Annotated in this window: 23 protein-coding genes; 13 read left to right on the forward strand and 10 right to left on the reverse strand. The window is 47.1% G+C overall.

Annotated features, from left to right (window positions below; translation table 11 throughout):
- Positions 1–27: 27 nt before the first annotated feature.
- The gene (gene gor / locus B9N89_RS25030) at positions 28–1,374 is read right to left on the reverse strand and encodes a glutathione-disulfide reductase (protein WP_132323897.1); all 1,347 of its coding nucleotides are present in this window, start codon (positions 1,372–1,374) and stop codon (positions 28–30) included.
- Positions 1,375–1,563: 189 nt separating this feature from the next.
- Between gor and B9N89_RS25035 the strand changes: the two genes are divergently transcribed.
- The 4 genes from B9N89_RS25035 to B9N89_RS25050 are packed head-to-tail and all read left to right on the forward strand — an operon-like array spanning position 1,564 to position 3,966.
- Positions 1,564–2,244, forward strand: a complete 681-nt coding sequence (locus B9N89_RS25035) for a response regulator (protein ID WP_132323899.1) — start codon at positions 1,564–1,566, stop codon at positions 2,242–2,244.
- 8 nt (positions 2,245–2,252) lie between these two features.
- A complete protein-coding gene (locus B9N89_RS25040) occupies positions 2,253–2,759 on the forward strand; it encodes a response regulator (RefSeq protein ID WP_132323901.1) in 507 nt (168 codons plus the stop codon).
- A 21-nt stretch (positions 2,760–2,780) separates the two neighbouring features.
- Positions 2,781–3,212 carry a hypothetical protein gene (locus B9N89_RS25045; RefSeq protein WP_132323903.1) on the forward strand — a complete coding sequence of 144 codons (432 nt, stop codon included), beginning with the start codon at positions 2,781–2,783 and terminating at the stop codon, positions 3,210–3,212.
- A 52-nt stretch (positions 3,213–3,264) separates the two neighbouring features.
- Positions 3,265–3,966 carry a tetratricopeptide repeat protein gene (locus B9N89_RS25050; RefSeq protein WP_159455621.1) on the forward strand — a complete coding sequence of 234 codons (702 nt, stop codon included), beginning with the start codon at positions 3,265–3,267 and terminating at the stop codon, positions 3,964–3,966.
- 172 nt (positions 3,967–4,138) lie between these two features.
- Here the strand turns inward: B9N89_RS25050 and B9N89_RS25055 are convergent, their stop codons facing one another.
- From B9N89_RS25055 to B9N89_RS25065, 3 genes are all read right to left on the reverse strand, one after another.
- The gene (locus tag B9N89_RS25055; RefSeq protein ID WP_143478265.1) at positions 4,139–4,414 is read right to left on the reverse strand and encodes a hypothetical protein; all 276 of its coding nucleotides are present in this window, start codon (positions 4,412–4,414) and stop codon (positions 4,139–4,141) included.
- A gap of 157 nt (positions 4,415–4,571) precedes the next feature.
- Positions 4,572–5,660, reverse strand: a complete 1,089-nt coding sequence (locus B9N89_RS25060) for an NADH:flavin oxidoreductase (RefSeq protein WP_132323909.1) — start codon at positions 5,658–5,660, stop codon at positions 4,572–4,574.
- Between the two features lie 74 nt (positions 5,661–5,734).
- A complete protein-coding gene (locus B9N89_RS25065; RefSeq protein WP_132323911.1) occupies positions 5,735–6,073 on the reverse strand; it encodes a hypothetical protein in 339 nt (112 codons plus the stop codon).
- A 100-nt stretch (positions 6,074–6,173) separates the two neighbouring features.
- On the opposite strand from B9N89_RS25065, the gene B9N89_RS25070 reads away from it, so the two are divergent.
- The gene (locus tag B9N89_RS25070) at positions 6,174–9,113 is read left to right on the forward strand and encodes a DEAD/DEAH box helicase (RefSeq protein WP_132323913.1); all 2,940 of its coding nucleotides are present in this window, start codon (positions 6,174–6,176) and stop codon (positions 9,111–9,113) included.
- Positions 9,114–9,134: 21 nt separating this feature from the next.
- On the opposite strand, the gene B9N89_RS25075 is transcribed toward B9N89_RS25070, so the two are convergent.
- Together B9N89_RS25075 and B9N89_RS25080 are read right to left on the reverse strand one after the other, a co-directional pair.
- The gene (locus B9N89_RS25075; RefSeq protein ID WP_132323915.1) at positions 9,135–10,361 is read right to left on the reverse strand and encodes a threonine/serine exporter family protein; all 1,227 of its coding nucleotides are present in this window, start codon (positions 10,359–10,361) and stop codon (positions 9,135–9,137) included.
- Between the two features lie 78 nt (positions 10,362–10,439).
- The gene (locus B9N89_RS25080) at positions 10,440–10,733 is read right to left on the reverse strand and encodes a hypothetical protein (RefSeq protein ID WP_132323917.1); all 294 of its coding nucleotides are present in this window, start codon (positions 10,731–10,733) and stop codon (positions 10,440–10,442) included.
- A 254-nt stretch (positions 10,734–10,987) separates the two neighbouring features.
- Here B9N89_RS25080 and B9N89_RS25085 point away from each other — a divergent pair, with 254 nt between their 5' ends.
- The 3 genes from B9N89_RS25085 (at position 10,988) to B9N89_RS25095 (ending at position 13,806) form a co-directional block, all read left to right on the forward strand.
- Positions 10,988–11,434 (forward strand): response regulator, encoded by a 447-nt coding sequence (locus B9N89_RS25085; RefSeq protein WP_132323919.1) that lies wholly within the window; start codon positions 10,988–10,990, stop codon positions 11,432–11,434.
- Between the two features lie 108 nt (positions 11,435–11,542).
- Positions 11,543–12,370 carry a TIGR02147 family protein gene (locus B9N89_RS25090; protein ID WP_132323921.1) on the forward strand — a complete coding sequence of 276 codons (828 nt, stop codon included), beginning with the start codon at positions 11,543–11,545 and terminating at the stop codon, positions 12,368–12,370.
- Positions 12,371–12,639: 269 nt separating this feature from the next.
- Positions 12,640–13,806 (forward strand): N-acyl amino acid synthase FeeM domain-containing protein, encoded by a 1,167-nt coding sequence (locus tag B9N89_RS25095; RefSeq protein WP_132323923.1) that lies wholly within the window; start codon positions 12,640–12,642, stop codon positions 13,804–13,806.
- A 52-nt stretch (positions 13,807–13,858) separates the two neighbouring features.
- Here B9N89_RS25095 and B9N89_RS25100 read toward each other — a convergent pair whose 3' ends face one another.
- From B9N89_RS25100 to B9N89_RS25110, 3 genes are all read right to left on the reverse strand, one after another.
- Positions 13,859–15,541 carry a GGDEF domain-containing protein gene (locus B9N89_RS25100; protein ID WP_132323925.1) on the reverse strand — a complete coding sequence of 561 codons (1,683 nt, stop codon included), beginning with the start codon at positions 15,539–15,541 and terminating at the stop codon, positions 13,859–13,861.
- A gap of 152 nt (positions 15,542–15,693) precedes the next feature.
- Positions 15,694–17,322, reverse strand: coding sequence for a phosphoenolpyruvate carboxykinase (ATP) (gene pckA, locus B9N89_RS25105; protein WP_132323927.1), 1,629 nt, complete (start codon positions 17,320–17,322; stop codon positions 15,694–15,696).
- 253 nt (positions 17,323–17,575) lie between these two features.
- The gene (locus B9N89_RS25110) at positions 17,576–18,373 is read right to left on the reverse strand and encodes a fatty acid desaturase (protein WP_159455623.1); all 798 of its coding nucleotides are present in this window, start codon (positions 18,371–18,373) and stop codon (positions 17,576–17,578) included.
- A gap of 245 nt (positions 18,374–18,618) precedes the next feature.
- Between B9N89_RS25110 and B9N89_RS25115 the strand changes: the two genes are divergently transcribed.
- Positions 18,619–20,640, forward strand: coding sequence for a urocanate hydratase (locus B9N89_RS25115; RefSeq protein WP_132323931.1), 2,022 nt, complete (start codon positions 18,619–18,621; stop codon positions 20,638–20,640).
- Between the two features lie 21 nt (positions 20,641–20,661).
- On the opposite strand, the gene B9N89_RS25120 is transcribed toward B9N89_RS25115, so the two are convergent.
- Positions 20,662–20,853 carry a hypothetical protein gene (locus B9N89_RS25120; protein ID WP_132323933.1) on the reverse strand — a complete coding sequence of 64 codons (192 nt, stop codon included), beginning with the start codon at positions 20,851–20,853 and terminating at the stop codon, positions 20,662–20,664.
- A 156-nt stretch (positions 20,854–21,009) separates the two neighbouring features.
- Here B9N89_RS25120 and B9N89_RS25125 point away from each other — a divergent pair, with 156 nt between their 5' ends.
- From B9N89_RS25125 to B9N89_RS25140, 4 genes are all read left to right on the forward strand, one after another.
- Positions 21,010–22,254 carry an SAM-dependent methyltransferase gene (locus B9N89_RS25125; RefSeq protein WP_132323935.1) on the forward strand — a complete coding sequence of 415 codons (1,245 nt, stop codon included), beginning with the start codon at positions 21,010–21,012 and terminating at the stop codon, positions 22,252–22,254.
- Positions 22,255–22,361: 107 nt separating this feature from the next.
- On the forward strand, positions 22,362–22,757 hold the full coding sequence (locus B9N89_RS25130) for a DNA-binding transcriptional response regulator (RefSeq protein ID WP_132323937.1): 396 nt from the start codon (positions 22,362–22,364) through the stop codon (positions 22,755–22,757).
- Positions 22,732–24,804, forward strand: a complete 2,073-nt coding sequence (locus tag B9N89_RS25135) for a response regulator (RefSeq protein ID WP_132323939.1) — start codon at positions 22,732–22,734, stop codon at positions 24,802–24,804. Before B9N89_RS25130 ends, B9N89_RS25135 begins: the two co-directional genes overlap by 26 nt.
- A 1-nt stretch (position 24,805) precedes the next feature.
- On the forward strand, positions 24,806–25,519 hold the full coding sequence (locus B9N89_RS25140) for a hypothetical protein (RefSeq protein WP_132323941.1): 714 nt from the start codon (positions 24,806–24,808) through the stop codon (positions 25,517–25,519).
- The last annotated feature ends 61 nt before the right edge of the window (positions 25,520–25,580 follow it).

Here is a 25,580-nt window from a genome sequence, read left to right on the forward strand (position 1 = left end):
ACTGCTAAGTACAGATTTTCCATCGGATTACGTCATCGTCACGAATTCTTCCGCTGCAGTAGGGTGAATCGCTACCGTGTCATCGAAATCTTTTTTCGTGGCACCCATTTTTACAGCAACTCCAAACCCTTGCATCATCTCATCGAGACCGATGCCCATCCCATGGGCGCCGACAATCTTTTCCTCAGGTAAAAGGCAGATCAATTTCATGAGGGTTTTCGTCTTGCGCTCTGTTACGGCGTGGTACATATTGGTGAAGTTCGAGGTGTAGATTTTGATCCTATCGTCACCATACTTAGCCACGGCTTCCGCTTCGGTTAGCCCTACGGTTCCGATGGGAGGATGGCTGAAGATAACGCTGGGAACGTTTTCATAATCCAACCGTGCTGAATCCTTACCGTTAAAAAGTCTTTCTGAAAGCTGTCGGCCCGCAGCAATCGCCACAGGGGTGAGTTGCACATGGCCAGTCACGTCACCTACCGCATAGATTCCGGATTGGGTGGTATTCTGGAAGGGATCGACCTGTATGAAGCCATCATCGCCTAAGGCTACCCCGGCTTTGTCGAGGCCAATACTAGTGTTAGGATCGCGACCAATGGCCCATATCACCGCGTTCGCAGGGTGATCTTGCCCCTTATCATCATGTACTGTGAGACGACCAGCAGCTCCACTGACCTTTGATATTTGAGTTCGATAGTGAATCGAAATGCCTGCCTGAGTCATTTCTAACTGCAACGCTTCCGCCAAGGAGCGGTCAAAGTGCGACAGAACCCGATCTTTGCGAATGAATAGGTCAACTTGCGAACCAAGTGCATTCAGCACCCCAGCAAGCTCGACGGCAATGTAGCCACTGCCCAGGATACTGACTCTTTCTGGCAAATGATCCAGCTCGAAGAAGCCATCTGAGGTCATGCCAAGCTCAACTCCGGGGATACTTGGTAAGCTTGGCTTACCTCCAGTTGCGATCAAAATATGTCGGCCTTCGTATTCGCGTTCCCCAACGGCCACACGGTTGGGGCCTGACATTTGTGCCCAGCCCTGGACTGTCTCAATTCCAGACTTTTCAAGATTGCGGCTGTAAATATCATTCAATCGCTTGATGTAAGCATCGCGACTAACTTTGATGTGGTTCCAGTCGAAAGAAATATCACCCGTCTTAAACCCATATCCCGCAGCATCATGGAGACACTCTGCAATGGAAGCGGTATTCCACATCACCTTCTTGGGCACACAACCCACATTTACACAGGTTCCACCCAATGCCCCTCCTTCTATCAAGAGAACCTTGGCACCATAATTGGCGGCCCTTCGCGCACTGGCAATTCCTCCAGAGCCTCCTCCAATAACGATATAATCGAAGCTTTCCTGTGTCATTTTATTTACCTTATTTCAGATCAAGACCAACAGTTTAGCTTAGTCTCGAAGCTGGGAATGTCAAGGCTATGATCACCGCAACCACAATAGAATAAGGATATAAACTTTTGGGTAATGCTTGAGAGCTGCGATTGACTCTGCTTCCCTATCACCGAAAAGGAGATCGGCAGGTTTAGCTTGGGAGAGATCATGGTAAAGGGCTCGAAAGTTGTTCAAAAACCGCAGTCACAACAGGATGTTTGGCATCTTTGCAACCAAGCCATGTTGTTTGAGCTTGGCTTAAAGGGGGAACCAGACCTTGCAAGAGCCATCGAACTCTACCAACAGGCTGCCGCATTAGGAAGTCAATACGCTCAAGGCAAGATCTCTGAAATCGCCAAAAACTTTCCCGAGAAAAAGTTACAGCTCCTAAATGGTACGGTGGGCTATGACGTCCTAGTGGAGCAAGGCCTGGACCACGATCTCGACAACCTCGATCAAGCATCTGCTCAGCACGGCAACGAACTGAAGCAAAAGATACTCATTGTCGACGACTCACCGGACACCGTTTTGATTTTCAAGAAAATCCTTCAGTCCAGAGATGTCCGCGTTTTAACAGCCTCGAACGGCAAGGAAGCATTCCAAGAGGTGCGCGAGCATCCAGATATTGCATGTGTCTTCGTCGATCTACAGATGCCTGAGATGAATGGCTTTGAGTTTATCACCCTTATTCGCCGAATGCATATGCTTGAGGATATCCCTATTGTGGTGGAAACCGCCCATACCAGTCGCCCTTTGGTAAAACATGGCAAGGCCAAAGGAGTTTCTGCATGGGTCATGAAACCTATCGAGCAAGAAAAGATCCTTGATCTCGTCGATAAACTTCTTTGAGGCGTGCCATGAACTCCATCCTACAGCTGCGAAGAATCCTTATCGTCGCCCCAGGTGGAGCCTTTCTTCAGCAAGCGACCCAAGCATTTCAAGAACTCGGCTTCCAGAATATTGAGGCCGCCCATTCGGTGGAATCAGCATTTCACCTGTTGGAAGTGGAACCGTTCGATTGGATTTTTACCCCAATAGACCTCGACGGTAAGATCTATACGTTTCAACTTCTGTCCGTAATCCGGAAAACTCCCGTTCTTGGCAAGGTCAAGGTATCGATTCTTGCCAATCGCGACACGATGAAAGCTGTCGGTCGCTGTTTCGAACTTGGAGCCTTGTCATACCACAATATTCTTCTCAATAAGAATAACTTGCAGAACGAGGTGTCCGGCATTCTTGAACGAATGAAACATCTCAATCATGATTATCGGCTCGTAGCTGCAGATTACATTCGACTATACCTCGATGAAATGGAACACTTTCGCGATTTAGAGGCCTTTGAACTTGCGTTAATTCGTGAGTAGTCTGATATACCTATCATCGCAGTGAACCGTGATCTAAACCCCAACGATTTACCACAGCTACAGGAGATGGGAGTTCGATCAGCATTACGAAAGCCACTTTCCGAGGAACTCCTATATGAGAAAATTATTTGGATTTTCCAACAGGAGCGCGTGCCCAATACCCCAGATAGTTTAAAGCGAAAAGTCAGAAGAGCCTTGATTCATGAAGACCTCGACAAAGCGCAGTTTCTATTCAATCAATTTAGCCGGAACAGCCAAGTGATTCCCGGAGATGCCAAAAGCCTCGAAGCTGAGTTAGCCTTGGCTAAAGGTGAATATGAGCAAAGTAGAGATCTCGCAATCGAAGCGATGGCCCTAGGTCGCCAATACTCTCGAAGTCCTGCACACCCTCGGCACGAGCTTCATCCATCTGCAAGAATACGACGCTGGCCTCAAGTGCCTGGAAAGTGCTAATATCATGTCTCCCTACAATGTAGGACGACTATGCTCAATCGCTGAAGCTCACATGAATAGCAATAATCAAAAGAAGTATGAGGACTCCATCGCAAGGGCTCGGCGTATTAGCCCTGATAGCAAAGCAATAAAGGAGCTAGAAGCCAAGAACGCCTTGCGAGCAAATCAAACTGAAAAAGCCAGAGACTTAATGAATCAGCTACCATCTTTGAAAAATGTTGTGCGCTTTACTAATAATCGAGCCGTTGCCCTCATTCAGTGTGATCGGTTTCAAGAAGGGATCGAAGCATACAAGCAAGCGCTCGTAGCATTGCCCAGTAATAAAGTTGAGCTACGCTGCATTGTTCTTTACAATCTAGGCCTGGCCTACGCTCGCGCTGATAATCTTGAAGAAGCCCTTGCAACCCTGAAACAGGCTCTAATCAGCCAAGACAAGCAGCGACGAACACGGGTAAAAAGTTTGATGAAAAAAGTGCTCCACGCTAAAAAAAGCGGAGAGCCTTTACTTCTACCCAACGCAAAATCTGGCCATCCATTGACTAGCCAGGAGCAGCTTGGAGACCTTGACCAAGACATCGTGTATGCCATGTCTCTTGATCCTGGAGAGAGCTGCTGCTTTAGAATCTTTTTTCATTATCAATCAGAAGTCCCTCTGGAGCCGTATTTGAATCTAAAAAGACCCAAGTTCATACTTCGCGAGTCTATTAAGAAAGAATACGCGCTTGGCTTGGAAAAGCTGATGAAGGCGGGATAGGATCTTGCTATTTTGCAACCACTTGATGCATGGCTGCAAACTAGTGCCCAGTCAAGTTGAATTCTTGGCTAGGCTACAAGGAGACAGTATGTGCTGGGTACGGTGACGAGCAAGTGACAAAGTCAACAACGCCGAGACTTCAAATCGACTCGGCACTGGTATAGGAGAGCTTTTAGGCAGCTAGGCGCTGCGGTGGATGGCTTTCTAAGACACTCATCATCTTTCGAATCATTGGCTCTGGATGCTGTAAGTTATCGCCATAGCGACTCCTCAATTCCTCATATAGTAGGCTTTCACAATCTGTGTGATTGACAATTCTCTCATAGAAATCATAGATCTCTTCAGCCTGATTATTGGCGTAGTCAGCAGATACCTGAGCAAATTCATGATCCTTCAAATCCGGTATCACTTCGTCTTTCAAAAGATGGATTAGCTGTTTTTTCATCATCAAACCTTTCTTTACATCTTACCTAATCAGGTTCGGATGAGACCGCTGGGAAACTTAAAATTTGATCGGTGGCAAACTCTTACTATTCAGTAACTAGATCTAAAGAAAAACCCTCGACATCTCATATCATTACCAATTGAGGGTGTTCAGTCGCTCATCAATCGGCTTTCACAAAGCCATCCCAACGTTTCATATAACTAATAAACGACGAACCAAGCGCTTGCTCCCGAAGATAAGACTCGCTAAACGGAGGCTCCGCAGGCTGATAATCAGCATCACCAGCAAGATGAGGCCAATCAGGGTTACCGATCGCAACACGACCGAGAGCAACAAGATCCGCACCACGATTCTTAACATCTTCCGCTTGCTGAGGTCGGCTGACTTTACCAGCGACCATAAGTGGTACTTGGCCATCGACTGCGCCAACAAAAATATCTAGCAAGGACTCACCGGGACGCTGCTCGGAATCCTTAAAAACATCCCAAAGGGAAACATGTAAAAAGTCTATGCCATCGTCGATAAGATCTTGAGAAAGGCGCAGGCTTTCGTCAAGAAGAAGTCCACCCTGCCCCGGATACGACTCTGGGCTGATCCGCACCCCCACCAAGAAACTAGAGCTAACTTTGCCCCGAATCCCGCGGACAATTCGCCGGTAGATACGAGATCGGTTCTCATAGGAGCCACCCCATGAATCTGACCTTTGGTTGCTGGTATCCATAAACTGAGTCAGCAAGTAGCCGTGAGCCCCATGAACTTCAATGCCGTCAAACCCGGCTTTTTCAGCACGTACCGCCGCAGCAATAAAGCCTTCAATGATTCGCTCAATGGTGGCCTCCGACATAGGATCTGCACCGTCAGGGAGATTATCACTGGGAGCATGGGCGATCGCCGACTGCGGTGTCAGCCCAGTTAGTTTTTTGGGGGAGCGAATTCCGCCGTGATAAATTTGTACCACCCCTAAACTGCCTTCGTCACGAATTCCCTGAGCAGCAGACTGAAGCCCTGGCAAAAGCTCGTCAGCGAAGATTCCCATTTGGCCAGGCCAACCCTGCCCCTCTTTCAGCACATGTGACGCACAGGTGATGACCATTCCGAAACCCCCTTTAGCACGACGACGGAGCCAAGCGATTTCATCTTCACTCACCCGCCCATCCTCATGGCTTTGAGTATTGGTCATCGGAGCTAATGCTATTGCATTAGCCATGGTCACCCCATTTTTAAACTTAAATTGCTGCTTAATGTTCATAACGACTCCTAAATCACTTGGCAGGATCACTTAAGGATCAAGTCCTAGCACAAGGGACTGCAAGAGTCACTGACTCAACTTTTAAGGATTTTTGGGATGCCCCCTCGGGTGGAGCGCTGGCTGATTTCATGAAAGTCTAGGGGGAGCTTAGCACCTTTCAATTTGACTGGCTCAAATGGATCAACATCGCGAGGAAGGTAAGAGTCCAGAGGCGCACGATCACGACGAACGCGGTCTTGCTTGCGCTCGGCCAGTTCCCTCGCAAAGTGTTTAGAAAGCACTTGTACGATCATATCCTCAAGAGTGCTAGCTGATTTGGTCTTACTCAATCGACTTTGAAGGCATCGTTTGAGATCTTCCGGCAACTCCACCAGAAACAAATCTCCCGTAAACCTGTCGATTGTCTTGCTCATCGCCACTCCTTAACTTGGTAAACTTATTCAAGAGTAACAAACTTCGCCACGAGGGACAATCGGCACTGGTACTTGTGTCAGACCTTGGAATCAAGTAATCATGTCGTCTCGAAAGCTTGTCCAAGAAGGGAGAACCATGTCACTTTCTGAGTTACTGGCGGAAATACGCGAGCAAACAAGCCCTCAAATGTGGTCGAAAGGTGTCGAATTGAGTCGTCGCGATGCTGTCACCGCTGATGACGATGGCGACGGTGAGGTTAGTTTACGGGTGCTTGACCGCGGCCTGGGACGCAGTGCTCAAGTTCAGCTTTGGCCTGATGACCTAGATTGGAACTCCGACTGTAGCTGCAATGCAGACCCCTGCTACCACGTCATCGCTGCTGCAATAGTGCTTAAGCAGTCGCGGGATCAAGGGGTGAGCCTCCCGAAATCGAAAACTGCTTCTGGAAAAATCGTCTATCGTTTTCAATCCACCAGCCAAGGACTGTCCTTCCATCGCTTTATTAAGACCGACGAACAAGAGACTCCGCTAACGGTGCCATTGACAACAAGTCGCGGAACGCGAGCTGATATCGATCTTTCACCAACCAAGGCTGATTTGGGAATCGACGTCGCATTAGGTCGAACCTTGCAAGGAATTATAGAGGGTAAGGTTTTCGAAAAGATGAGCCCTTTTTTAAAAAATATTGAAGACGTCTACCTTGACGGCAAGAAAGTAACGGTTAGTACAGAGCCGGTCGGCCTGATCGTTACCATTACCGATCAGGGCACGGGGGTCTTTATGAAAGGTGGTCTCGATCCGAGGATTGAAACAGCATTCAAAAACAATATTGCTTTGATCAAAGACTCCCTGCATCCCATTAAGGACTTCAAGCTTCTACCTGGAGAGTATAAAATTCTCAAAAGCGGTAAATTTTTCGCTTCCAGTGAGTTGATCAGCCTCTCAAGTCAGATCCTACCAGGGCTCCGGGAAAAAGTTACCGTCGATAACCAAGCTGGGAATCTACCTGAACTCAGCTATGATACCCCCCGCCTTGAAATGGACTTAAAAACTGTAGGGGATCGTCTCCAAGCAACACCCTATATCGTTTACGGTAGTCCGGCGATTGCAAGACTTCAAGGAGATGAGTTAGAAACGTTCGGCACCAAGGTTCCTGTGCGAAACCAAGATGCCGAACGAAAACTTCGCGATCAACTATCCCGCGAGCTGGGCTTAGAACCGGGACAAACGAGATTGTACTTTGGCGAGCAGGGCGTTAAATATCTTGAAACTATCAAATCTTGGCGTGGCGACCTGAAAGGTCAAGGGGAAAAAGACTTCGCGTTAAAACCTGCCTTGATTCCTTCCCTATCTCTGACTGGAAACGACTTTAATCTTAGCTTTTCAAGCTCAGATCAGGGAGGCAGTGAAGTATCGCCAGCAGCAGTTTTTAGCGCATGGGAAAAGAATCAGTCACTTGTGAAGCTTAAAACTGGTGGTTGGGCACCATTGCCTGCGGATTGGTTGCAGAAATACGGGCAAAAAGTTCTAGAGCTACTGATGGCCAAGGAAGGTAGGGCTGAATTGCCGAAGACGGCGATCCCCAGCTTGGTTCGCCTTAGTCAGGATCTAGGCCAGACCCCAAGTGCCGAACTTTTGAGGTTCAAGGAAACCCTGGAAAACTTCGAAAAGATACCAGCCTCGCCGATGCCTGCATCATTAAACGCTGATCTTCGCCCTTATCAAGTTGATGGCTACCATTGGCTTTCGTACCTTAAACAACATCAACTCGGCGCTCTTTTAGCCGACGACATGGGCCTTGGCAAGACCTTGCAAACTATCGCTATACTTGAGGGTCGCTGCTTGGTTGTCGTGCCAACCAGCGTCATGACCAACTGGAAAAAAGAGCTGAGCAAGTTCAGGCCTCAGCTCCGGGTGAATATTTACCATGGCCCCCAAAGACGCTTCGAACCCAAAGCTGATGTGACGATCACGTCCTACGGCCTACTTCGGCTAGATATTGAAACCTTCAAAGCAAAATCGTTCGATATTGTAGTCTTAGACGAGGCTCAATGGATTAAAAATCCTGATAGTCAAGTGAGCCAGGCTGCCTTTCAGTTGAATGCTTCGTTTCGGGTAGCGTTATCAGGAACTCCCGTAGAAAACAGCCTTGAAGATCTCTGGAGTCAATTTCAGTTCCTTAATCCAGGACTATTGGGCAATCGCCAGTACTTTAAAGATCAATATGTAAAACCTATTCTAGATGGTCAAGCGGGAGCCTCAGCCTATCTTCAGCGTAAGATCAAGCCATTCCTTTTACGCCGAGTAAAAAGAGATGTTGCCAAAGAGTTGCCACCAAAAACAGAAAAAGTCTTATACACAGAGCTTTCTGAGACCGAGCGACAAATTTATGATGCCCTTCGTGCGGCAACACAAAAAGATATTGTTGAGAAGCTCAATGCTGGTGGCAGTGTGATTGAAGCACTCGAAGCTTTACTTCGGATGAGACAGGCGTGCTGCCACCCATCCTTGCTACCTCAGCAGCAAGCGGCTAGCTCATCCAAGCTTAACCTTTTGCTAGAAACCCTTGAAACAGCACTGGCAGAAGGCCATAAGGCGCTTGTATTTTCTCAATGGACAAGCTTTCTCGATCTTATGGAACCGCGATTTAAGGAAGCGGAGATACCATACCTTCGCCTGGATGGAAGCACCCGCAATCGAGGCACAATAGTAGACGCCTTTCAGAAGATCGATGGTCCTCCCGTACTAATGATGTCATTGAAAGCAGGAGGAGTGGGCTTAAACCTTTCTCAAGCTGACCACGTTTTTATTATGGACCCTTGGTGGAACCCAGCTGTGGAAGACCAGGCTGCAGACCGCGCTCATCGTATTGGGCAGGAAAACCCCGTTATGGTCCATCCTGTTGTGGCTCTGGATACAGTCGAAGAGAAAATCTTGGAGCTTCAGGCTCAAAAGCGCCAGCTTGCAGAGGCTGCAATCGGTGGTGGACAGGGAGCCCTCAAGATGACCCGAGACGATATCTTAGGGCTTTTTGAATAAAGACTTATTCCACACAGCAAATCATAGGCTTCGCCGCGGGTGAACAATCATGTTCCCCACGGTCAAGCCTGCAACTAAAGCGACCGCTACAATCACAAGATTGAATGTTGATGCCATGGTTGCCATGACATCATGCTCAAACATGAATGTCAGGGATTGAAAGCCAATGCTCCCCGGAACCATGGGAATTAGGCCAGGAATCAGGACCGTAAGCGCAGGCCGATGGAGATACCTTGCAAAGCCATTACTGAATGCTGCAAGGCAGGCTCCGCCCCAAAAAACACCCAACTCGCGACCGAATATATAGGCTCCTAACTGAGACGAGTAGTAGCCAAGACAAGCACCGATGATAACCCAGATATAGTCTCGACGCAAATTGCGGAATAGATACGAAAACGACAATCCTGAAAGAAGAAGAAGAAAGATTTCCGGAACTAGGAAGTCTGGCTGCCCTTCGATCGAGCTGACGGGGATATTATGAATACCCTTTGCAGCTAAACCTCCCACGACTACACCAAAACTGATTTTAAGAAGCTCGGCTGCGGCTCCCATCAGCCGGGCAGTGCCAGCGAGCCAGTTATTCGTAGCGATCTCGGAAAGAGCAATGGTAAGCGATAGGCCAGGTATCAGCACAATCAAGCTTGAAAGAATAATCCTGTTCACGGTTAGATCAGGGAAAACAGAGATCAAGAGCAGGGCCAAGAAGGAGACCACAAACGATATTAAGAACTCCTTGACCTGTGAAATATTAGGGATCAACGCGATGATTTCGCCCATGATGGCTGCAACAAACCCAAGGACTCCTACCACAGCGAGATCGAGCCAATCAAAAACCAAAAAGCCACCAAAGCCCAACGAAGCTACCATAAAAAACAAAATACGAATGAGGGGATCAAACCGCCCCTCTGGAATACGATTGATCTTGCGAATTTGTTCGATTCCAGCTTGCATATTCATGACACCATGAGTGACCTTATCACCAACATCATCGACCAGAGAAAGCTTGCCCAAATCGATACCGCCAGGGGTGACTCGCTGGAGTCGTGACTGCCATTCCCCATCAATCTTTACAGAAGAAATAATCGCGGTAGGAGTGACAAAGAATTCATATTCATCACAGTATTTCTGAGCCAAGCCAAAGAGTGCTGCTTCGATATGATGAGCGGCTGCGCCATAGCGATGAAGAGACCGACCAACAAGAAGAATAAATTCGAGAGGCTCGCTATAGCGGCTCTTAGTATTCAGCATAATTTTTGTGTCACCTACAAGTCAAAACAGGGCAAAGAGCCCCATACTAACGAGGATAGCTTCTAAATGATAGGAAGATTACTCAAGGAATTTTACACCCAGGCGCACGACATGCTCATCGAGAACCTTGACCCAAACAATTTCGGAACGTAAAGGAGCCATATGCCCCACTTTCATCCGACAGACGCTGCCTTTTTCAAGCCCAACCGAATCAAGACACACGATACTGCAACCTCCCAATGGAGATTCCTCTACCACTAATGCTGCGTAGGAGAACGTAAAATCACCCTCAAGCTTGTGATCGATTTGCACGTACTCATTGTCATCAGGTGCTGCACGAATGTATCGTCGTCTCACTGCCTGGCCACTCATGGTATCCTCCTTTAAATTCTGTCGCCGCAAATATTCCTTCGGTAAATATTTGCTTCAACCCCATACAAAAGGAGCAGTTTCTTATGCTGAACTATTGCGAAATATGGGGATCTTAAACAACGGTTGCAGAATTCAACTTGTTAAGTAGCTATAATTTTGAGCTATTTCGCTTTTCTTTATCTTTCTGAAAGATAAGTCGATTTCTTAATTATCTTAGATGGAGTTTGGTTCTAACTGCTAATTTAGGTGTTGAAATGAATATGGTATTTATTGACGACGACTTGGAAATCTTACACGTGTACGACAGCTATGTTTCAGATCTTCCAAAAGAGCTTAATTTTCACGGCCAATATCTACAGGATAGCCGCAAACTTAAAGATCCTCAAACAATGATGCGATTGGTTCTCGCTGCTGACGCGATTTTTTGCGATCTAGCCATGCCGGAATTCGACGGTCGCGAGATGCTCGACATCGTGATGGATGTACGACAACATCTACGGAAAACTATCCCATTTTTCATTGTCACTGGGGCCTCACCTAACTACTGCGCGTTTGATGATACTGGTTGGGGCAAATTGGTGAAGGCAGACGATGTCTTAACTAAACCACTTTTGTTTGATGATTTTAGCGAAATTCTGGCTAAACACGGCTTAATCAAGCCAAAACCAATCAATTCAACAAGGCTCTTTAGTGCCTCTTAATTAATCTTTTTTGCGAACCAATAGTTGGCCTAAATCACGGATTCGATTAAAAATTATTGAATTTCGGAGGGGGATATTTTAAGTATTTGAAGCGCAAGGAGGCGACTAATGAATCAAGTTGATTACATTTTACTTTCATCAAAGTCCTCTCACGAGGCTCTCAAAAGTCTGTACAATTTTCAAAAGCAGAAACAACCGACCTTTAGTTTGACGATACTCGGCAAGAAGCTAGGTATCAGCTCCAAGGGTCACATCTCTGATATGATCAGAGGCCGTCGATCGATCAGTCGTAAGCACTGGTCAGTCTTGAGTCAAGTTTTCGATCTGTCCGAAACTCAGACTCACTACTTTCACTGCTTGCTAGAAAAAGATCACAGCAAGTGTGCTCAGCAGCGAAGCTATTTCGAACGACAATTACAGTCGCTCGAAAGCATGATTAACAGCCGCTTCGACTCTCGCACGCTACCAAAGGTCGAAGCACCTACTAAATCAGCTATTGAAGTGATTGAGGCATTCAATCTTTTCAATGGCCGACCAAGCTTTCGCGACCTACTTGATTATTTCGGCCGGCATCGTTACCGAGAGATCGAAAACACCCTGAGCTTTCTGCTCGAAAAGGATTTCGTTCAGGAAGTCAATGGAGTCTACTTCCAAAGCCAGCGAAGCCAGAGCATTCAGGAAGCACTCGATTCAGAAACGGACTATCTCAAGGCTAGCTTCATTGAAGGTTGTGAACAGATCGATCAGTATGAGGATCGTCCCGATCAAGCCGTTTTCACCTCTGAAGTACTCTGCTTGTCCCAAAAAGATTATCTAGACTTGGTACAGGAAATGAAGGCCTTTCTCACAAAGGCTAAGCAGAAGACCAACCAAGGTGAAGCGGATCAACTGGTGAAGGTGAATCTTCAACTCTATCCGCTGGGTATGAAGATATAAGTAAACCCTGCCAGTTCTACCTAGATAAAAGGGTGAGGTGGCAGATTAGGTCAAGAAAGGGATTACTTGGGCTAATATACCAATAATACGAGGGAATTTATTCGCTAATACGCGATCAATTTCGAGAGTCTATTTTTTCTTAGACTCTAAGGCTCTTGCTAGTCGGTGATATTGCTCCCGCTTCAGAAAGTTCTAAAGAATATCGTACCTTCGCCGCTAACAAGGTGGGTGCTAGGCACCTTTAGGGAACGAATTTGGAGAATCGTTCTATGGCAAAAAAGCAAGACACATCATCCCTGGCATGCCTCGGCCTATATCAATGGCCTCCGCAAAGCCCGCAACCTAAGTTGACGCCAAAACTAGATGCCAAAGTAGACGTCTGTGATTCTACAGAGATGATACTATGTCGGTTTTGGCTCGACCGCGCATCTTACAACCTATTACATTTACGAACCATCGAAGACTCTTTCACCTGGGATCTTGGCGAAATTTATAATATCCAGTTCCTAGTGCAAAAAGGCATATGGACAAAAGTAACCGTTCGCGTAGCTTACACCAATAAGCGAACCAAACGTATTGGCTTACGTATCCTCAATTGCCATGGTATGTTTAAGCACCATATTGGCCAGCTTTTATTTGAGTACAACGACCGCTGGACCCCAAAACAGCTCTACAAATTGCAATTCCCCGTTTCTTCTATCAAGGATGCTGTCGTCTTTAAAACCGTTTCTTCGTCGCAGGAATACGACGCTGTGGTGAACCTTCGTACCAAAGCCTATGCTTTAGAAGGAAAGATTCCCAATGTAGACGATCAGCCTCAGGCCATGGGCGATGAGTTTGACGAGCGATCGATTATCGTGATTGCAAAACACGGCACTAGAGTCGTTGCTAGCTTAAGGCTAATCATCACCCAAGCTAACGAACCTTTTGAGCATGAACACTCTCTAGTCATCCCCCGTTACTTCCCTAAGAAGCAAGACATCATTGAAATCACCAGGGTTTGTACCCATCCAGACTACCGAGCAGGAGACCTGTTGGAAGGCCTATTCCAATACTCATCATACCTCGCCATGGCTCATAGCCGTGACTGGATCATTGGTAGCTCTACCGACCAACTGTTATCCCTTTATGAAAAACTTGGTTTTCAAACCGTTCCTGTTTTTTTCGAACACAGAGACTTCAAAGGCCAAAAGCACACTTTGTTTTTCGCCAACAAGCACGATATCATCTTTGGTCGGCAGGTTAATCCTGTGGTCTGGACCTTAATGTACCAAGAGATTTATGAATTTGCCAAACAGATGGGCTTCCTAGGCCCCGCCTTACCGATTGATGAATTGCGGATCAAGGTCTACCAAGCTGTAGGGAAAATCGTTCGTTGGGTGAGAAACCAGCAAAAGCAAAGGCTGATGGCGAAGTTCAGTATGAACGAAGGTTAGCTCTACAGTCGTATCTTGTGATCCACACCATAACTAACAGCATAGAAAGAACTTAAGAGCTTCTTTTCAATTGATGTAACTGATAGTGCTTCCGCTTATCTTCGTACATCAGCTCATCTGCGGCGCGCAGAATCCCATCAGGAGAAAACTGGCAAGTGCTGGCTAACCCCACACTGACAGATACTGGCATCTCGATTTCTTGGCCGGCCTCGGTATGAAAGTGCAGCCTCATACTCGACTCCCGATTACGGATGCGATAGAGAAGTTTGCTAGCATCTTTAGTTTCTGGGCAAATAATCACAAACTCATCACCTCCCAATCGACAAACCACATCCGTGCGACGGCAGGTTGTTTTGAGAAGATTCGCAACTTTGACAATGAGGTTATCCCCCTCTTTATGGCCATAGTAGTCATTCACAGTCTTTAGGCCATTCACATCTACGAGTAAAACACTGAAATGCAAGTCAGGATATTCAGTATTAGTGCGTATATGCCGCCGGATCTCTCGCTCGAAGTAATTCCTATTGTAAACACTGGTAAGGTTATCCGTATGTGCCAAGTGTTCGAGCCGCTTGGTTAGTGCAAGGTTTTCGGCACAGCTTGTAACGAGGGCTAAGAACAAAGAAATCGTCTCCACGGCCTCCGGCCCCATTTGAACTCCAATAAAGAGTGCCGTTCCCACGACTTTATCCGCCGAGCTGATCATCGGCAAGGAAATCAGAGACTCGACAGGATAGTGATGACCAGACTCATCGTTGAAAACTGATAGTTTCAAGGAGTTCAAAAACTCATCATTGAGTAGTTTCCTATAGTTATTAGCCATGAGCTGCTGGGTATCTTCAGCAATGTTTGTGTACACGGCCTCTCCAAAGCGGTGGGTCCCTTGATCAGACAGGATCATCATCACACCACAGTCCTGAAATAGCTCTTCAAACTGGTCAATGGCATACTCTAAAAGTTCGCGAACATCTTGGAAGTGGGGAAGATTGGTACTGGACTCCAGCAATGTCTGAAACACCAAATTCTTACGAACCAATTGGCGATTCGATTCAGCAAGAGCCTTCTCTTTGTGTTTTGTAGTTTTTAGAGCATCATTGAGCTTATGCTGAATTTCATCCTTTAACTGCTCTGAGAGAAAGGCATTAACATCAGAGATCATATTCGATCGAAATACAGTTGCAGCACCAAGGCTCATAGTAATCGCGCTAACTATGAGGTGCGTTTCTAGGCCAGTGGCTAACAGAGTTGGAACTTGAACAGCATGAATCAATCCCAGATAGCCCAGACTCTTCAGTAGATCCATACGCGCCATCACAGTCGTCAAACAAGGCAAGAGAAAGGCGTAGAAGTAAGGGGTTGCCGGGTGCCACACCATGGCTTGAGCCTGCATGATACTGAAGAGGAATCCAGCAACCAATACTGGGACTTTATAGAATCGCGAAGAACTGAAACCTTCGTGAAACGTGAGTGCCAACCCAAAGAGCGAGAATGCGGTTAGGCCGAAACGGTAAGCGATCCAGACTTCGATAGGGGATTTGCCAAGGGGCAGATCTATGAGCACGAAATGCAGGACATAACCGATGGCTGTAGATATAAAGAGCCAGCGCGCAATATTACGAAAACGCTTCTTCTCTAACTCAAGCCAGTTTGCTTGCCAGCTGGGCTTCGATATCCGAAGTGTTGGCACCAAAAAAGACAAAGCTTTCCTGAACCAGCGATTCGATGGTGGATTCATGAACTATCGTTTCCCACTAAAGCATTAGAGAATGTTGAGGAAAGCCTCTTGGTTCCCCCTGAGTTCGTATCGGATCGAGATACTTTTTCTGAAGAGTATGAGGCTCCCAGACCGGGAGCCTCTCTAAAAAAGCAGAAATTGCTAAGAGAAGACTAGAGCTTAGGGCCCGAAGCGACAAGCGCTTTACCGGCTTCGTTATCGGTGTATTTTTTGAAGTTGTCGGTGAACATTTTCGCCAACTTTTCTAAAGCCTCATCGTAAGCACCTGTATCTGACCAAGTTGATTTAGGATTTAGTAATCCTGAAGGCACACCCTCAATACCTTTTGGTATTTCGAAACCAAAGATTGGGAATGGCTCGTACTCGGCTTTTTCTAGAGAACCATCAAAGATTGCATCAATAATTCGTCGAGTTACTTTCAGGCTCATCCGCTCACCAACGCCGTAGCCACCGCCACTCCAGCCAGTGTTCACGAGGTAAGCATTGGCGCCGTGCTCGCGCATCTTAGCTGCTAAAATATCGCCATACTTCGTGGGGTGTAAAAGTAAGAAAGGACCACCGAAGCACGGGGAAAATGTAGCAGTCGGCTCCTTCACTCCTAGCTCTGTACCCGCAACTTTCGCTGTATAGCCACTGAGGTACTGATATTGTGCCTGCTCCGGAGTGAGTTTAGCAACTGGCGGTAGAACACCAAAAGCATCGCAAGTAAGGAATATGACATTCTTAGGGTGCTGGCCCTTAGACACTGGCTTCACAATGTTATCGATATGATAAATTGGGTAAGAAACCCGAGTGTTCTGAGTCTTCGAGGTGTCGTGGAAATCTACCGAGCCATCATCTTTCACAACCACATTTTCAAGCAGTGCATCACGTTTGATAGCATGAAAAATATCTGGTTCGTTCTCTTCGGAAAGGTCGATGCACTTCGCGTAGCAACCACCTTCAAAGTTGAAGACCCCGTCCTTGTCCCAGCCGTGCTCGTCGTCACCGATCAGTGATCGCTTAGGGTCTGCCGACAAGGTAGTTTTTCCTGTTCCCGATAGCCCAAAGAACAAGGCAGTGTCGCCATCTTTGCCGTGGTTCGCGCTGCAATGGAACGAGCCGATTCCTTTGAGTGGTAGAAAGTAGTTCATCATTGTGAAGATACCCTTCTTGATCTCTCCACCATACCAAGTTCCACCAATGATGGTCTGTCGCTGCTCGATATTAAAAGCTGCATAGACTTCAGACCTTAGGCCGTCTTCCTTATGGTTATCGTAGCCTGTCTTGCAGGAATCAAGAATGGTCCAGTCGGGTTTGAAGTTCTTAAGTTCCTCGTCAGTGGGACGGATGAACATATTTTTAGCAAAATGTGCCTTCCATGCAACTTCAGTGACCAAACGAATGGACAAACGGGTCGCTTCGTTGGCTCCGCAAAATACGTCCATCACGTAAAGCTTCTTGCCGTTCAAGCGATTGAGGGTGTTTGTCTTAAGCTTATCCCAAATATCGGGAGAGATAGGGTGGTTATCAGAACCAGTGCCTGACCACCACACGTTGTTCTCAGAGTCGGGATGCTTGACAATATACTTGTCTTTTGGAGATCGCCCCGTGAAGCGGCCCGTGTCGACAGAAACGGCACCCAAGGATGTAAGGGTTCCCTTTCCGAAGTCATCGCCATCATACTCTGTTTCGTGTTGGAACAACTCATTGTAAGAAAGATTATAAAAAATTGTTTCGGCCTCGGTGATTCCTAAGGAATCTAATCCAATGTCTTTGAGTTGATCCTGTACATTCGCCATTTACCTCTCCTAATAGCTAGGTCGATCATATCCATTTCGTGAGCTAACTAGCAGAACCGGGAAGATGAGTCAAAACTTTTAACCGAACAAAATCGACAAAAATATCCATGCCCTGGACTCCTCTACGGAAGCTGCTCCCTTCTTCATTAGAATGCCCTTTCCCGCCTGATATTTCTAGCCCTTAAAGTGGTGTAAAAAAACTAGAGCCTCCTTAAAAAGGAGGCTCTTTTCTCGATAAAACTTTGAAATTTTGTTACGAGACTTGGTTTGTTACAAGATCCCAAGGTTCAGGCTGATCAAGGTCTCGAAGGTTGGCCGAAGAGTCAAATTTCACAACACCGAGCGACGCTAGACCGAGACACATCGTATAGCCCCAATCAACTTCCCACCAACGCATGGAAAACTTCGCAGCTCGGGGGTAGCGATGGTGATTGTTCTGGTAGCCTTCACCTGCAACCAGCAATGCGACCAAAGTATTATTCTTCGAATTATCGTGGGTGTTGAAGTTTCGATACCCCAAAGCGTGCCCCATGGAATTCACCATCCAGCCCTGAACAGGATGACTCATAATTCCCAAAAAGTAAGCTGATCCAAGTAACCAGCCTACCTGCCAAGTCAGGATCAAGCCGATGGCTCCATGGAGGACGTATGGCAGATACCAAAGTCCTCGACGATTCATCCAACTCACTTCAAAGTCTAAGTCTTTTACCACGTTGCAGTACTCAGGATCACGTTTGATCAAGCCCCTGAGAACTGCCTTATAAGAGAGCAGCTGTTGGTAGGCGATCATAAAGAATCCCTTATGCACAGGGCTATGAGGGTCCTTGGGAGTATCTGAATATCGATGGTGCAGGCGGTGCATGCAGCTCCAGCCCTTCGGATCAAGCCCAGTGATCCAACCGCCAGTTGCCACCACAAAGCGTCTCACCCCATCAGGCAACTCTAAAGCTTGGTGTGTGAGGCCTCTATGATAGAAGACGGTGATGTAACAAATGTTCAGCAGGTAAGCAAAAACGAATACAAAAAGACAAAGTAACCAGTAGGCATCCATACAAATCTCCTCACTAACACAATATTCCGGGATGTCCATTCGAGCATGACGATACTAACGTTGATAGCTCGGTTTGGTTGTAAAGAAAATGTAATTTTCATACATAGCAAAATATACTAACCACTTATAACGTAAGTAGCTAGTTAAATTTCCTTTTATCACAGCTTTACCGCCCCAAGAAACCCTTTATTTTCCGGCCTTTGTCGGCTAACTTTAGGCCCTCACAGATCTTCACGGGGGCAAGCATGGCAAACCGCAACATTCAGCACCTTACACTGGGGAGTGACCTCCCCAAAGCACCAGAATTTGAATCTGGCATTCGAAGAGCGCCATCGCGACTCTATAAATTAAGTCAAAAAGACACAAAACTTGCTCTACGAAACGCACTTCGCTATCTGCCTCAGGAGCTTCACGAAACAATGGCTCCCGAGTTTATGGCTGAATTAAAAACTTACGGTCGCATTTACGGCTACCGCTTTCGGCCACAGGGCAAGATCAAGGCCAAGTCGATCGACCAGTACGAGGGTCAATGTCTCGCTGGCAAGGCGTTTCAATTGATGATCGACAACAACTTAGACTTCGACATCGCGCTTTATCCTTACGAGCTGGTAACCTATGGGGAAACTGGTCAGGTTTGTCAGAACTGGATGCAGTACCAGCTGATCAAACGCTACTTGCAAGAGTTGCGCGATGATCAAACCCTTGTCTTATACTCCGGCCATCCACTTGGTCTGTTCCCCAGCCATCCGCAGGCACCACGGGTGATGACAACCAATGCTCTGATGGTAGGAATGTTCGACAACCCAAAAGACTGGCATCGAGCCGCTGCCATAGGGGTAGCAAACTACGGCCAAATGACAGCTGGTGGCTGGATGTATATCGGCCCCCAGGGCATTGTTCACGGCACTTACAATACTATTAGCATTGCGGGCCGCCTAAAGCTTGGGATTCCCCAGGATCAAAACCTAGCAGGTCGACTTTTTGTCACCAGCGGTCTCGGCGGTATGAGTGGCGCACAAGGTAAGGCGGTGGAGATTGCTGGAGCTGCCGGCATCATCGCTGAAGTCGATGAATCTCGCATTCAAACTCGCCTTGACCAAGGCTGGGTGCAAAAAGTAACCAACGAACCAAAGCAAGCATTCGCTTGGGCTGATGAAGCCAAGAAGGACGGTCAAGGCTGTGCCATAGCATTTCATGGCAATATTGTTGACCTTCTTCAGTATGCGGTAGAGCACAATCAAAAAATTGACCTACTCTCGGATCAAACCAGCTGCCACGCTGTTTACGACGGTGGCTATTGCCCCGTTGGCCTTAGCTTCGACGAGCGGACGCGGCTTTTAGCCGAAGACAAGGACCGTTTTGAGTCTCTTGTGAATGAGACACTCCGCCTGCATTTTACAGCCATCAAACAACTCACGGAACGAGGCACCTACTTCTTTGATTACGGAAATGCTTTTATGAAAGCTGTTTTTGATGCTGGAGTTAAAGAAATCGCGCGAAATGGAGAGTCTGAGGAGGATGGCTTTATCTGGCCAAGCTATGTGGAAGATATTCTTGGCCCAGAACTGTTTGACTTCGGCTACGGACCTTTCCGATGGGTTTGCTTGAGTGGCAAAGAATCAGATCTTGAAGCAACCGACCAAGCAGCGGCTGAAGTCATCAAGGGTCTAAGGTCTGAGCCCCGATACCAAGACATAGACAACTATAACTGGGTGAAGGATGCGATGAAGAACAGGCTGGTGGTCGGCTCCCAAGCCCGCATCCTTTATCAAGATGCCTGGGGTCGACGGGAATTGGCATTGAAGTTCAACGACATGGTGCGGAAGGGCGAGGTAGGCCCCATCATGTTAGGTCGCGATCATCACGATACAGGCGGAACGGATTCTCCTTATAGGGAAACCTCCAACATCAAAGATGGCTCCAATATCATGGCAGATATGGCAACCCAGATCTTTGCTGGAAACGCGGCGCGAGGCATGAGTTTAGTCGCTCTCCATAACGGCGGTGGCGTTGGCATCGGTAAATCCATCAACGGTGGCTTCGGACTTCTGTTGGATGGCAGCACTCGTACCGATGATATTATCCAAACGGCTATGCCCTGGGACGTCATGGGTGGTGTGGCGAGACGAGCTTGGGCTGGCAACCCCAATTCCATAAGCACCAGTGAAACCTATAACCAGCAGGAGGGGGGTCACATCACGTTGCCTTTCATTGCTGATGAGCACCTCATTGACAAGACCGTGAGTGATGCCCTAGCAAAACCATAAACCCATGTGAGAGGCCTGACGTCAGTCCTCCAATGAGCGGCGGTACTTTTCCCGCCGCCATTTAGCCATTTCCTCTTTGCTAGGCATCTCAGGCTCCACGCAGTCCGATGGCCAGTAAAGTGGCTGATAACACCACCCATAGACATATTTAGGATCATCAGAGCTGGCACAAGAGACCAGGCCTATACCTACTAACATGCATAGTAGTTTCATGGAACCTCCCCTTGTAGGATATCGGTCGCCCAAGGTCCTAGAGCTCGGCAAATTCAGCCTCTTGTCGCTCATTAGACGTCTACTTAAAAAAAATTTTACTCCCTGCGATAAATAAAGGTAAACTACGGCATCTGCTTGCTAAAATGAGATGGTTTTATGGATAAAGTAATCCCCAAAACCTTACGAAGAATCGAGACCTATCAATCGTCTCTTTACAAAAGTAGCGTCTTGTCTCGGTTTCAGAAGATGACGAAAGGTAAGCTTACGCTTCAGATTGATGGCGACGATTATAACTATACGTTTGGCTACGGAAATCGGGTCAAAGCACAACTTCGTATCAAACACTTAGACTTTTTCCAAAGGCTATTAAAGTCAGGGGAGTTGGGGTTCGGAGAGTCCTACGTCGATGGTTACTGGGAGTCAGAGGACATCGTTGAACTCATCAAGTGGTTTTTGATCAATTATCACCAACCAGACCAAGGGTCTTCGGAACCATCGTTATTTCTATTTCTTGAAAGTGTCCATAAGATCCAAAATTTCTTGCATCAGAGTCGCTATAGCAGCTTCGACAAAAATATTAGCTTTCACTACGACCTTGGCGCCAATTTCTTTTCCTACTTCCTTGACGAATCCCTCACCTACTCCGCGGCTTTTTTTGGGTCTGCCCCGATTTGCTTAGAGGAGGCCCAAAGGCTTAAGAATCGTCGGATCGGAGAACAACTCAAGATTGAACCAGGGGATGAAGTCTTGGATTTAGGCTGTGGCTGGGGGTCTCTCACATTCTACCTAGCCTTGACTTATGCTTGCCATGTTACTTGCGTAACCATTTCAGAAGAACAGTTCCGATATGTCGACGCGAGAGTCAAAGAGCTAGGGCTCGAAGATCGGGTCACGCCTTTACTCATCGACTTTCGCGACGTCAGCGGTCGATTCAATCACATTGTATCCGTGGAGCTTACCGATTCATTGGTTCAGGGAGATTTGCCCATTTTCTTTGAAGTCTGTGACCGTGTGCTGAAACCCCGTGGTCGGATGGTCCACCAGGTATTGGTCGGCCCTGAATCTGTTACCCTCGACCAAAGCCGTGGAGACTGGGTCCACAAGTACATCACTCCTGGGTCCTTGACCCCCTCACTTTCTCAAGTCATCCAGGCCGCCAATCAAAAATCAGAATTTCATGTGGTAGCCCTCCATGATATGGGTCTTGACTACAGTAAAACCTTCAGGATCTGGCGCCAAAAATTTATTGAGAATCAGCAAATCTTTGAGAGTTTAGGATACGATGATCGTTTTCTGCGCACTTGGGAGTATTTTCTTTCCTATGCAGAGGCTGCCTACTCAATGGGAGCTGTGAGCTGTGCTCAGATTACGATGAACCGACTTTCCGATCTGCGAAGCTAGGTCCCCTTTGAAGCCGTAGCTTTTTCGCACTGTCTTCCAAGCGATGCTATAATAGGAGCAACCGATCGCAAAATGCCAGATATCGCCCCAATGGAGACCCATCGGCCATGGCTAAAAATCAGCTGAAGCAGACTCTCAGCCAATACAAAGTGATTATTCTAGCCGACAGTGACACATCTGCTCGAATGCTGGGCGATACCTTCGGCAATCGTGGGGCGAGTCACCAATCTTTCACAGATATTGAAGAAGCTCGGGATGCAGTCAGAACTCAGCCAGTGGACGTTTTTCTTTGTATGGAAAAAGGCTTCAATCGGGAAGACATCATTCACCTGGTAGAAGATGCAAGGGCAGTGAGGCCAGGACCGCGCATTATTTGGACCATCGGAGGCGAGATTGTGCCTCTCGCTGATGGCGTGACTCCATATCCGTTCAAGCCGTCTGATCTGCTAAAGCCCGTGTTTTTTTCCCTGAAAATTGATGAGGAACTCTATGCCAGCGCCTAGCCTCACCGACAAGAACTCTAATGTCGTCATCATCGACGGCTCTGGAACCCTACGACCAGTTGTCGGTGGCATCCTGCGCGATCTAGGCTATCGTAATGTCTTCGCGTTAAAATCCTTGTCTGAATATCTGTCTTATCCCAATAAATATCAGGTAGCTTGGATCTTAACGCACCCCTACATAGCCGACCCTGTGACAGTCTTTCACCTACTGAAGATATGTCTTCAAGATCCTAAACTTCGCTATCTACGGATCACTGTATTTTTCGATGACTCCGAGCAATACTTGATTCCATTTGCCTTCAGTCTCGGTACGATGTCGTTTCATGTGGGAACTTTGAGCCATAATTCCATTCGCAACGATTTGAAGGAAGTCATTAGCATGGCGCGGAGCGATCGCAGCGATATTGCCATTGCAGCTCGTTTCTTTCGCAAGTATCTTATGAGCCGAGAATGGTACATGGATCGCCTAATGATGGAGCAGATGCTCTTAGAGGGCGTGGATCAGTCCAGTGAACAACTATTAAATACTGCAGAAGCCTATTTCTTAACTGGTCAAGAGCAAGAAGGGGTCAGTTACCTATACGAAACCCTGATGTTTGATAATAGCCAAGAGGAGCTGATCGAACGTATGGCCAACCGCTATATGGGAAAATCTCTCAAGGAATGTCGCAATCCCATTAAAAAAGATACTTGTGTCGTGATTGACTCGGATGAAGCTGTGCGTAAACCCATCGCTGAAATTTTATCGAAGCTCGACTTTCGTTCGGTAATGGAATTTGAAGATGGGCTCTCCGCCCTTGAATTTTCACGAAAGTATAAGAACATTGATCTTTTTGTGACCGAGTGGAAGCTCAAGGAGATTCCTGGCCCTGCATTTATCCAGATCGTGCGCCATGAGCTTGAAGCGGACATCCCTATTGTGGTTTGTTCGTCGCTACTCAAAGACAAGGATGAGATTCTCCTAAAGGAAGTCGGTGTCAATAAGGTGATTAGTAAACCGATTCAAGCCCGTAACTTCATCGCCTCCATTCTCTCGGCCCTTAAAGAGAGTCAATATCCATCGGAACTAAGCTCCAAAGAGAGGGAGTTTCGCCTTAAACTCAAGAGCGCTCAAACTCAAAAAGCCGAGTCTATACTCAACAGCCTGCTCGTCGACTCTAAAGTGCCACGGGGTAAGAAGGTTCTGCTACAAGGGGAATTTGCCCTCCATGAAGGAAGCTTTCAAGAGGCTAAGCGTCTCGGCCAATTAGCAGCTCAGATCATGGGCTATGGTACATTTGTTCTCAACCTACTTGGCAAGGCATGCTTAAAACTTGGCGATCACGAAAATGCCTTAAATTACCTTGAGAAAGCCAACTCCCTATCCCCTCAAAATCTAGAAAGGCTGTGTGCGATTGCTACCGAGCAATCAGCAGTAGGACGTGACGATGACGCTCGAAAAACCATGGGCCAAGTCTTAGAGGATGCTCCAAACGCAGCGTTTGCCAAAGAGGCTCAGCTTTCCATCGCTGTTCGCCAAGGTGAGCATCAAGAGGCTAGCAATCTCCTTGGGAATATGGACAGCAGCGACAGTCTTATATCGTTTTGGAATAGCCAGGCAATCTCTCACGTCAAACAGCAAAACTTTCTGCAAGGCATCGAGATCTATCAAAGGGCCCTTCGTAACCTGCCACCTGGCTACAGCGATAACCGTAGCTTCGTGCGATACAATGTAGCTCTGGCATATACCCGCAGCAATCAGCTAAAAAAAGCTGCGACATATCTTGAAGCCGAGGCAGCAATGACCCATTCTCCAGTTCACAAAAAAGTCTGTTCCCTACTTAGTAAGGTTCTGAAGTCATTAAAAACAGGAGAACCTATCCAACTTCAAGGGTCTGAGGTCAATATCGAAGAAATTCCTAGGCCATCAAAAAACTTCTACGAAGTTGTCAACAGCCCCATTCCGCCCGGCGGACGCTTTCTTTGGGGCCTTTATTCTCCCGATCAAGCGTTCCCTAAAGAAATTATGTCAGCTTTTGAATCCGATGAACAAAGTCAGGCCAGCTAAAATGAAAATTGCATTGCTTATTCCGTGTATCCTTGTGTTGTTGCCGAGCAGATCCTTTGCATCACTCACTGGTCAGCGTGTTCATTTCACAATCCACGCCCAGGACTCTCAAGAGAAAGTCTATGAGGGGTATGAAGATATCGCCACCACTGCCGGGCAGCTCAATAAAAAGGCGGTCTATTACGACCTTAAGAAGCAAGAGGTTATGCGCGAGGAGGTTACTTACAACTATAAGGACTTGACTCTTCTCTATTATAATTATGAGAATCTCCTTACAGGAGAAACCACACTCGTAAAAAATGATTCAGGAACCCTAAACATTCGCTACCGTCCAGGCAAAGATCAAAAGGAAAAAACTGGCGAGCTTAAATGGCAATCTGACTTCATACATGGCAAATCGTTTCATGAACTCATCGTCAGAGAGTTTGCCAAACTGGAGCAAGGCGAGAGCCTCAAGTTCGCTTTGGCTCTCCCCTACCGTTTTGAAACCATTGATTTCCGCATTGCCCCCGAGGGGAGAGCATCGGACAAGGATGGGACTATTCTTAAACTATCACTTGCTCCCCAGAGTTTTTTTATCCGTCAATTTGCCCCTAAAATGAGTTTTACCTATCGCCCTGGCAGCCCTCCCAAAATATTGACGTACTCTGGACCTACTGGGTTGCCCATTGATGGTGAGAAGGGTCAGCAGGTGATCGTGAAGTTTAACTACTAGGAGAAATTCGGTTTCTTTGCCCGCAAAGGTTCTCAAGTTCTTCTAGGCGCAATTAGGATTA

Origin of the sequence: Pseudobacteriovorax antillogorgiicola (assembly GCF_900177345.1) — a bacterium.
GTDB lineage: Bacteria > Bdellovibrionota_B > Oligoflexia > Oligoflexales > Oligoflexaceae > Pseudobacteriovorax > Pseudobacteriovorax antillogorgiicola.

What these genes read in the sequence shown, in the direction of transcription:
- B9N89_RS25035 (WP_132323899.1), top strand. Translation starts at nt 1,564, where the DNA reads ATGGTAAAGGGCTCGAAAGTTGTTCAAAAACCGCAGTCACAACAGGAT.
- B9N89_RS25120 (WP_132323933.1), bottom strand. Translation starts at nt 20,853, where the DNA reads ATGAAACTACTATGCATGTTAGTAGGTATAGGCCTGGTCTCTTGTGCC.
- B9N89_RS25040 (WP_132323901.1), top strand. Translation starts at nt 2,253, where the DNA reads ATGAACTCCATCCTACAGCTGCGAAGAATCCTTATCGTCGCCCCAGGT.
- B9N89_RS25095 (WP_132323923.1), top strand. Translation starts at nt 12,640, where the DNA reads ATGGCAAAAAAGCAAGACACATCATCCCTGGCATGCCTCGGCCTATAT.
- B9N89_RS25060 (WP_132323909.1), bottom strand. Translation starts at nt 5,660, where the DNA reads ATGAACATTAAGCAGCAATTTAAGTTTAAAAATGGGGTGACCATGGCT.
- B9N89_RS25070 (WP_132323913.1), top strand. Translation starts at nt 6,174, where the DNA reads ATGTCGTCTCGAAAGCTTGTCCAAGAAGGGAGAACCATGTCACTTTCT.
- B9N89_RS25075 (WP_132323915.1), bottom strand. Translation starts at nt 10,361, where the DNA reads ATGCTGAATACTAAGAGCCGCTATAGCGAGCCTCTCGAATTTATTCTT.
- B9N89_RS25135 (WP_132323939.1), top strand. Translation starts at nt 22,732, where the DNA reads ATGAGGAACTCTATGCCAGCGCCTAGCCTCACCGACAAGAACTCTAAT.
- B9N89_RS25140 (WP_132323941.1), top strand. Translation starts at nt 24,806, where the DNA reads ATGAAAATTGCATTGCTTATTCCGTGTATCCTTGTGTTGTTGCCGAGC.
- B9N89_RS25130 (WP_132323937.1), top strand. Translation starts at nt 22,362, where the DNA reads ATGGCTAAAAATCAGCTGAAGCAGACTCTCAGCCAATACAAAGTGATT.
- pckA (WP_132323927.1), bottom strand. Translation starts at nt 17,322, where the DNA reads ATGGCGAATGTACAGGATCAACTCAAAGACATTGGATTAGATTCCTTA.
- B9N89_RS25090 (WP_132323921.1), top strand. Translation starts at nt 11,543, where the DNA reads ATGAATCAAGTTGATTACATTTTACTTTCATCAAAGTCCTCTCACGAG.
- B9N89_RS25065 (WP_132323911.1), bottom strand. Translation starts at nt 6,073, where the DNA reads ATGAGCAAGACAATCGACAGGTTTACGGGAGATTTGTTTCTGGTGGAG.
- B9N89_RS25110 (WP_159455623.1), bottom strand. Translation starts at nt 18,373, where the DNA reads ATGGATGCCTACTGGTTACTTTGTCTTTTTGTATTCGTTTTTGCTTAC.
- B9N89_RS25055 (WP_143478265.1), bottom strand. Translation starts at nt 4,414, where the DNA reads ATGATGAAAAAACAGCTAATCCATCTTTTGAAAGACGAAGTGATACCG.
- B9N89_RS25100 (WP_132323925.1), bottom strand. Translation starts at nt 15,541, where the DNA reads ATGAATCCACCATCGAATCGCTGGTTCAGGAAAGCTTTGTCTTTTTTG.
- B9N89_RS25115 (WP_132323931.1), top strand. Translation starts at nt 18,619, where the DNA reads ATGGCAAACCGCAACATTCAGCACCTTACACTGGGGAGTGACCTCCCC.
- B9N89_RS25080 (WP_132323917.1), bottom strand. Translation starts at nt 10,733, where the DNA reads ATGAGTGGCCAGGCAGTGAGACGACGATACATTCGTGCAGCACCTGAT.
- B9N89_RS25085 (WP_132323919.1), top strand. Translation starts at nt 10,988, where the DNA reads ATGAATATGGTATTTATTGACGACGACTTGGAAATCTTACACGTGTAC.
- B9N89_RS25125 (WP_132323935.1), top strand. Translation starts at nt 21,010, where the DNA reads ATGGATAAAGTAATCCCCAAAACCTTACGAAGAATCGAGACCTATCAA.
- B9N89_RS25050 (WP_159455621.1), top strand. Translation starts at nt 3,265, where the DNA reads ATGAATAGCAATAATCAAAAGAAGTATGAGGACTCCATCGCAAGGGCT.
- gor (WP_132323897.1), bottom strand. Translation starts at nt 1,374, where the DNA reads ATGACACAGGAAAGCTTCGATTATATCGTTATTGGAGGAGGCTCTGGA.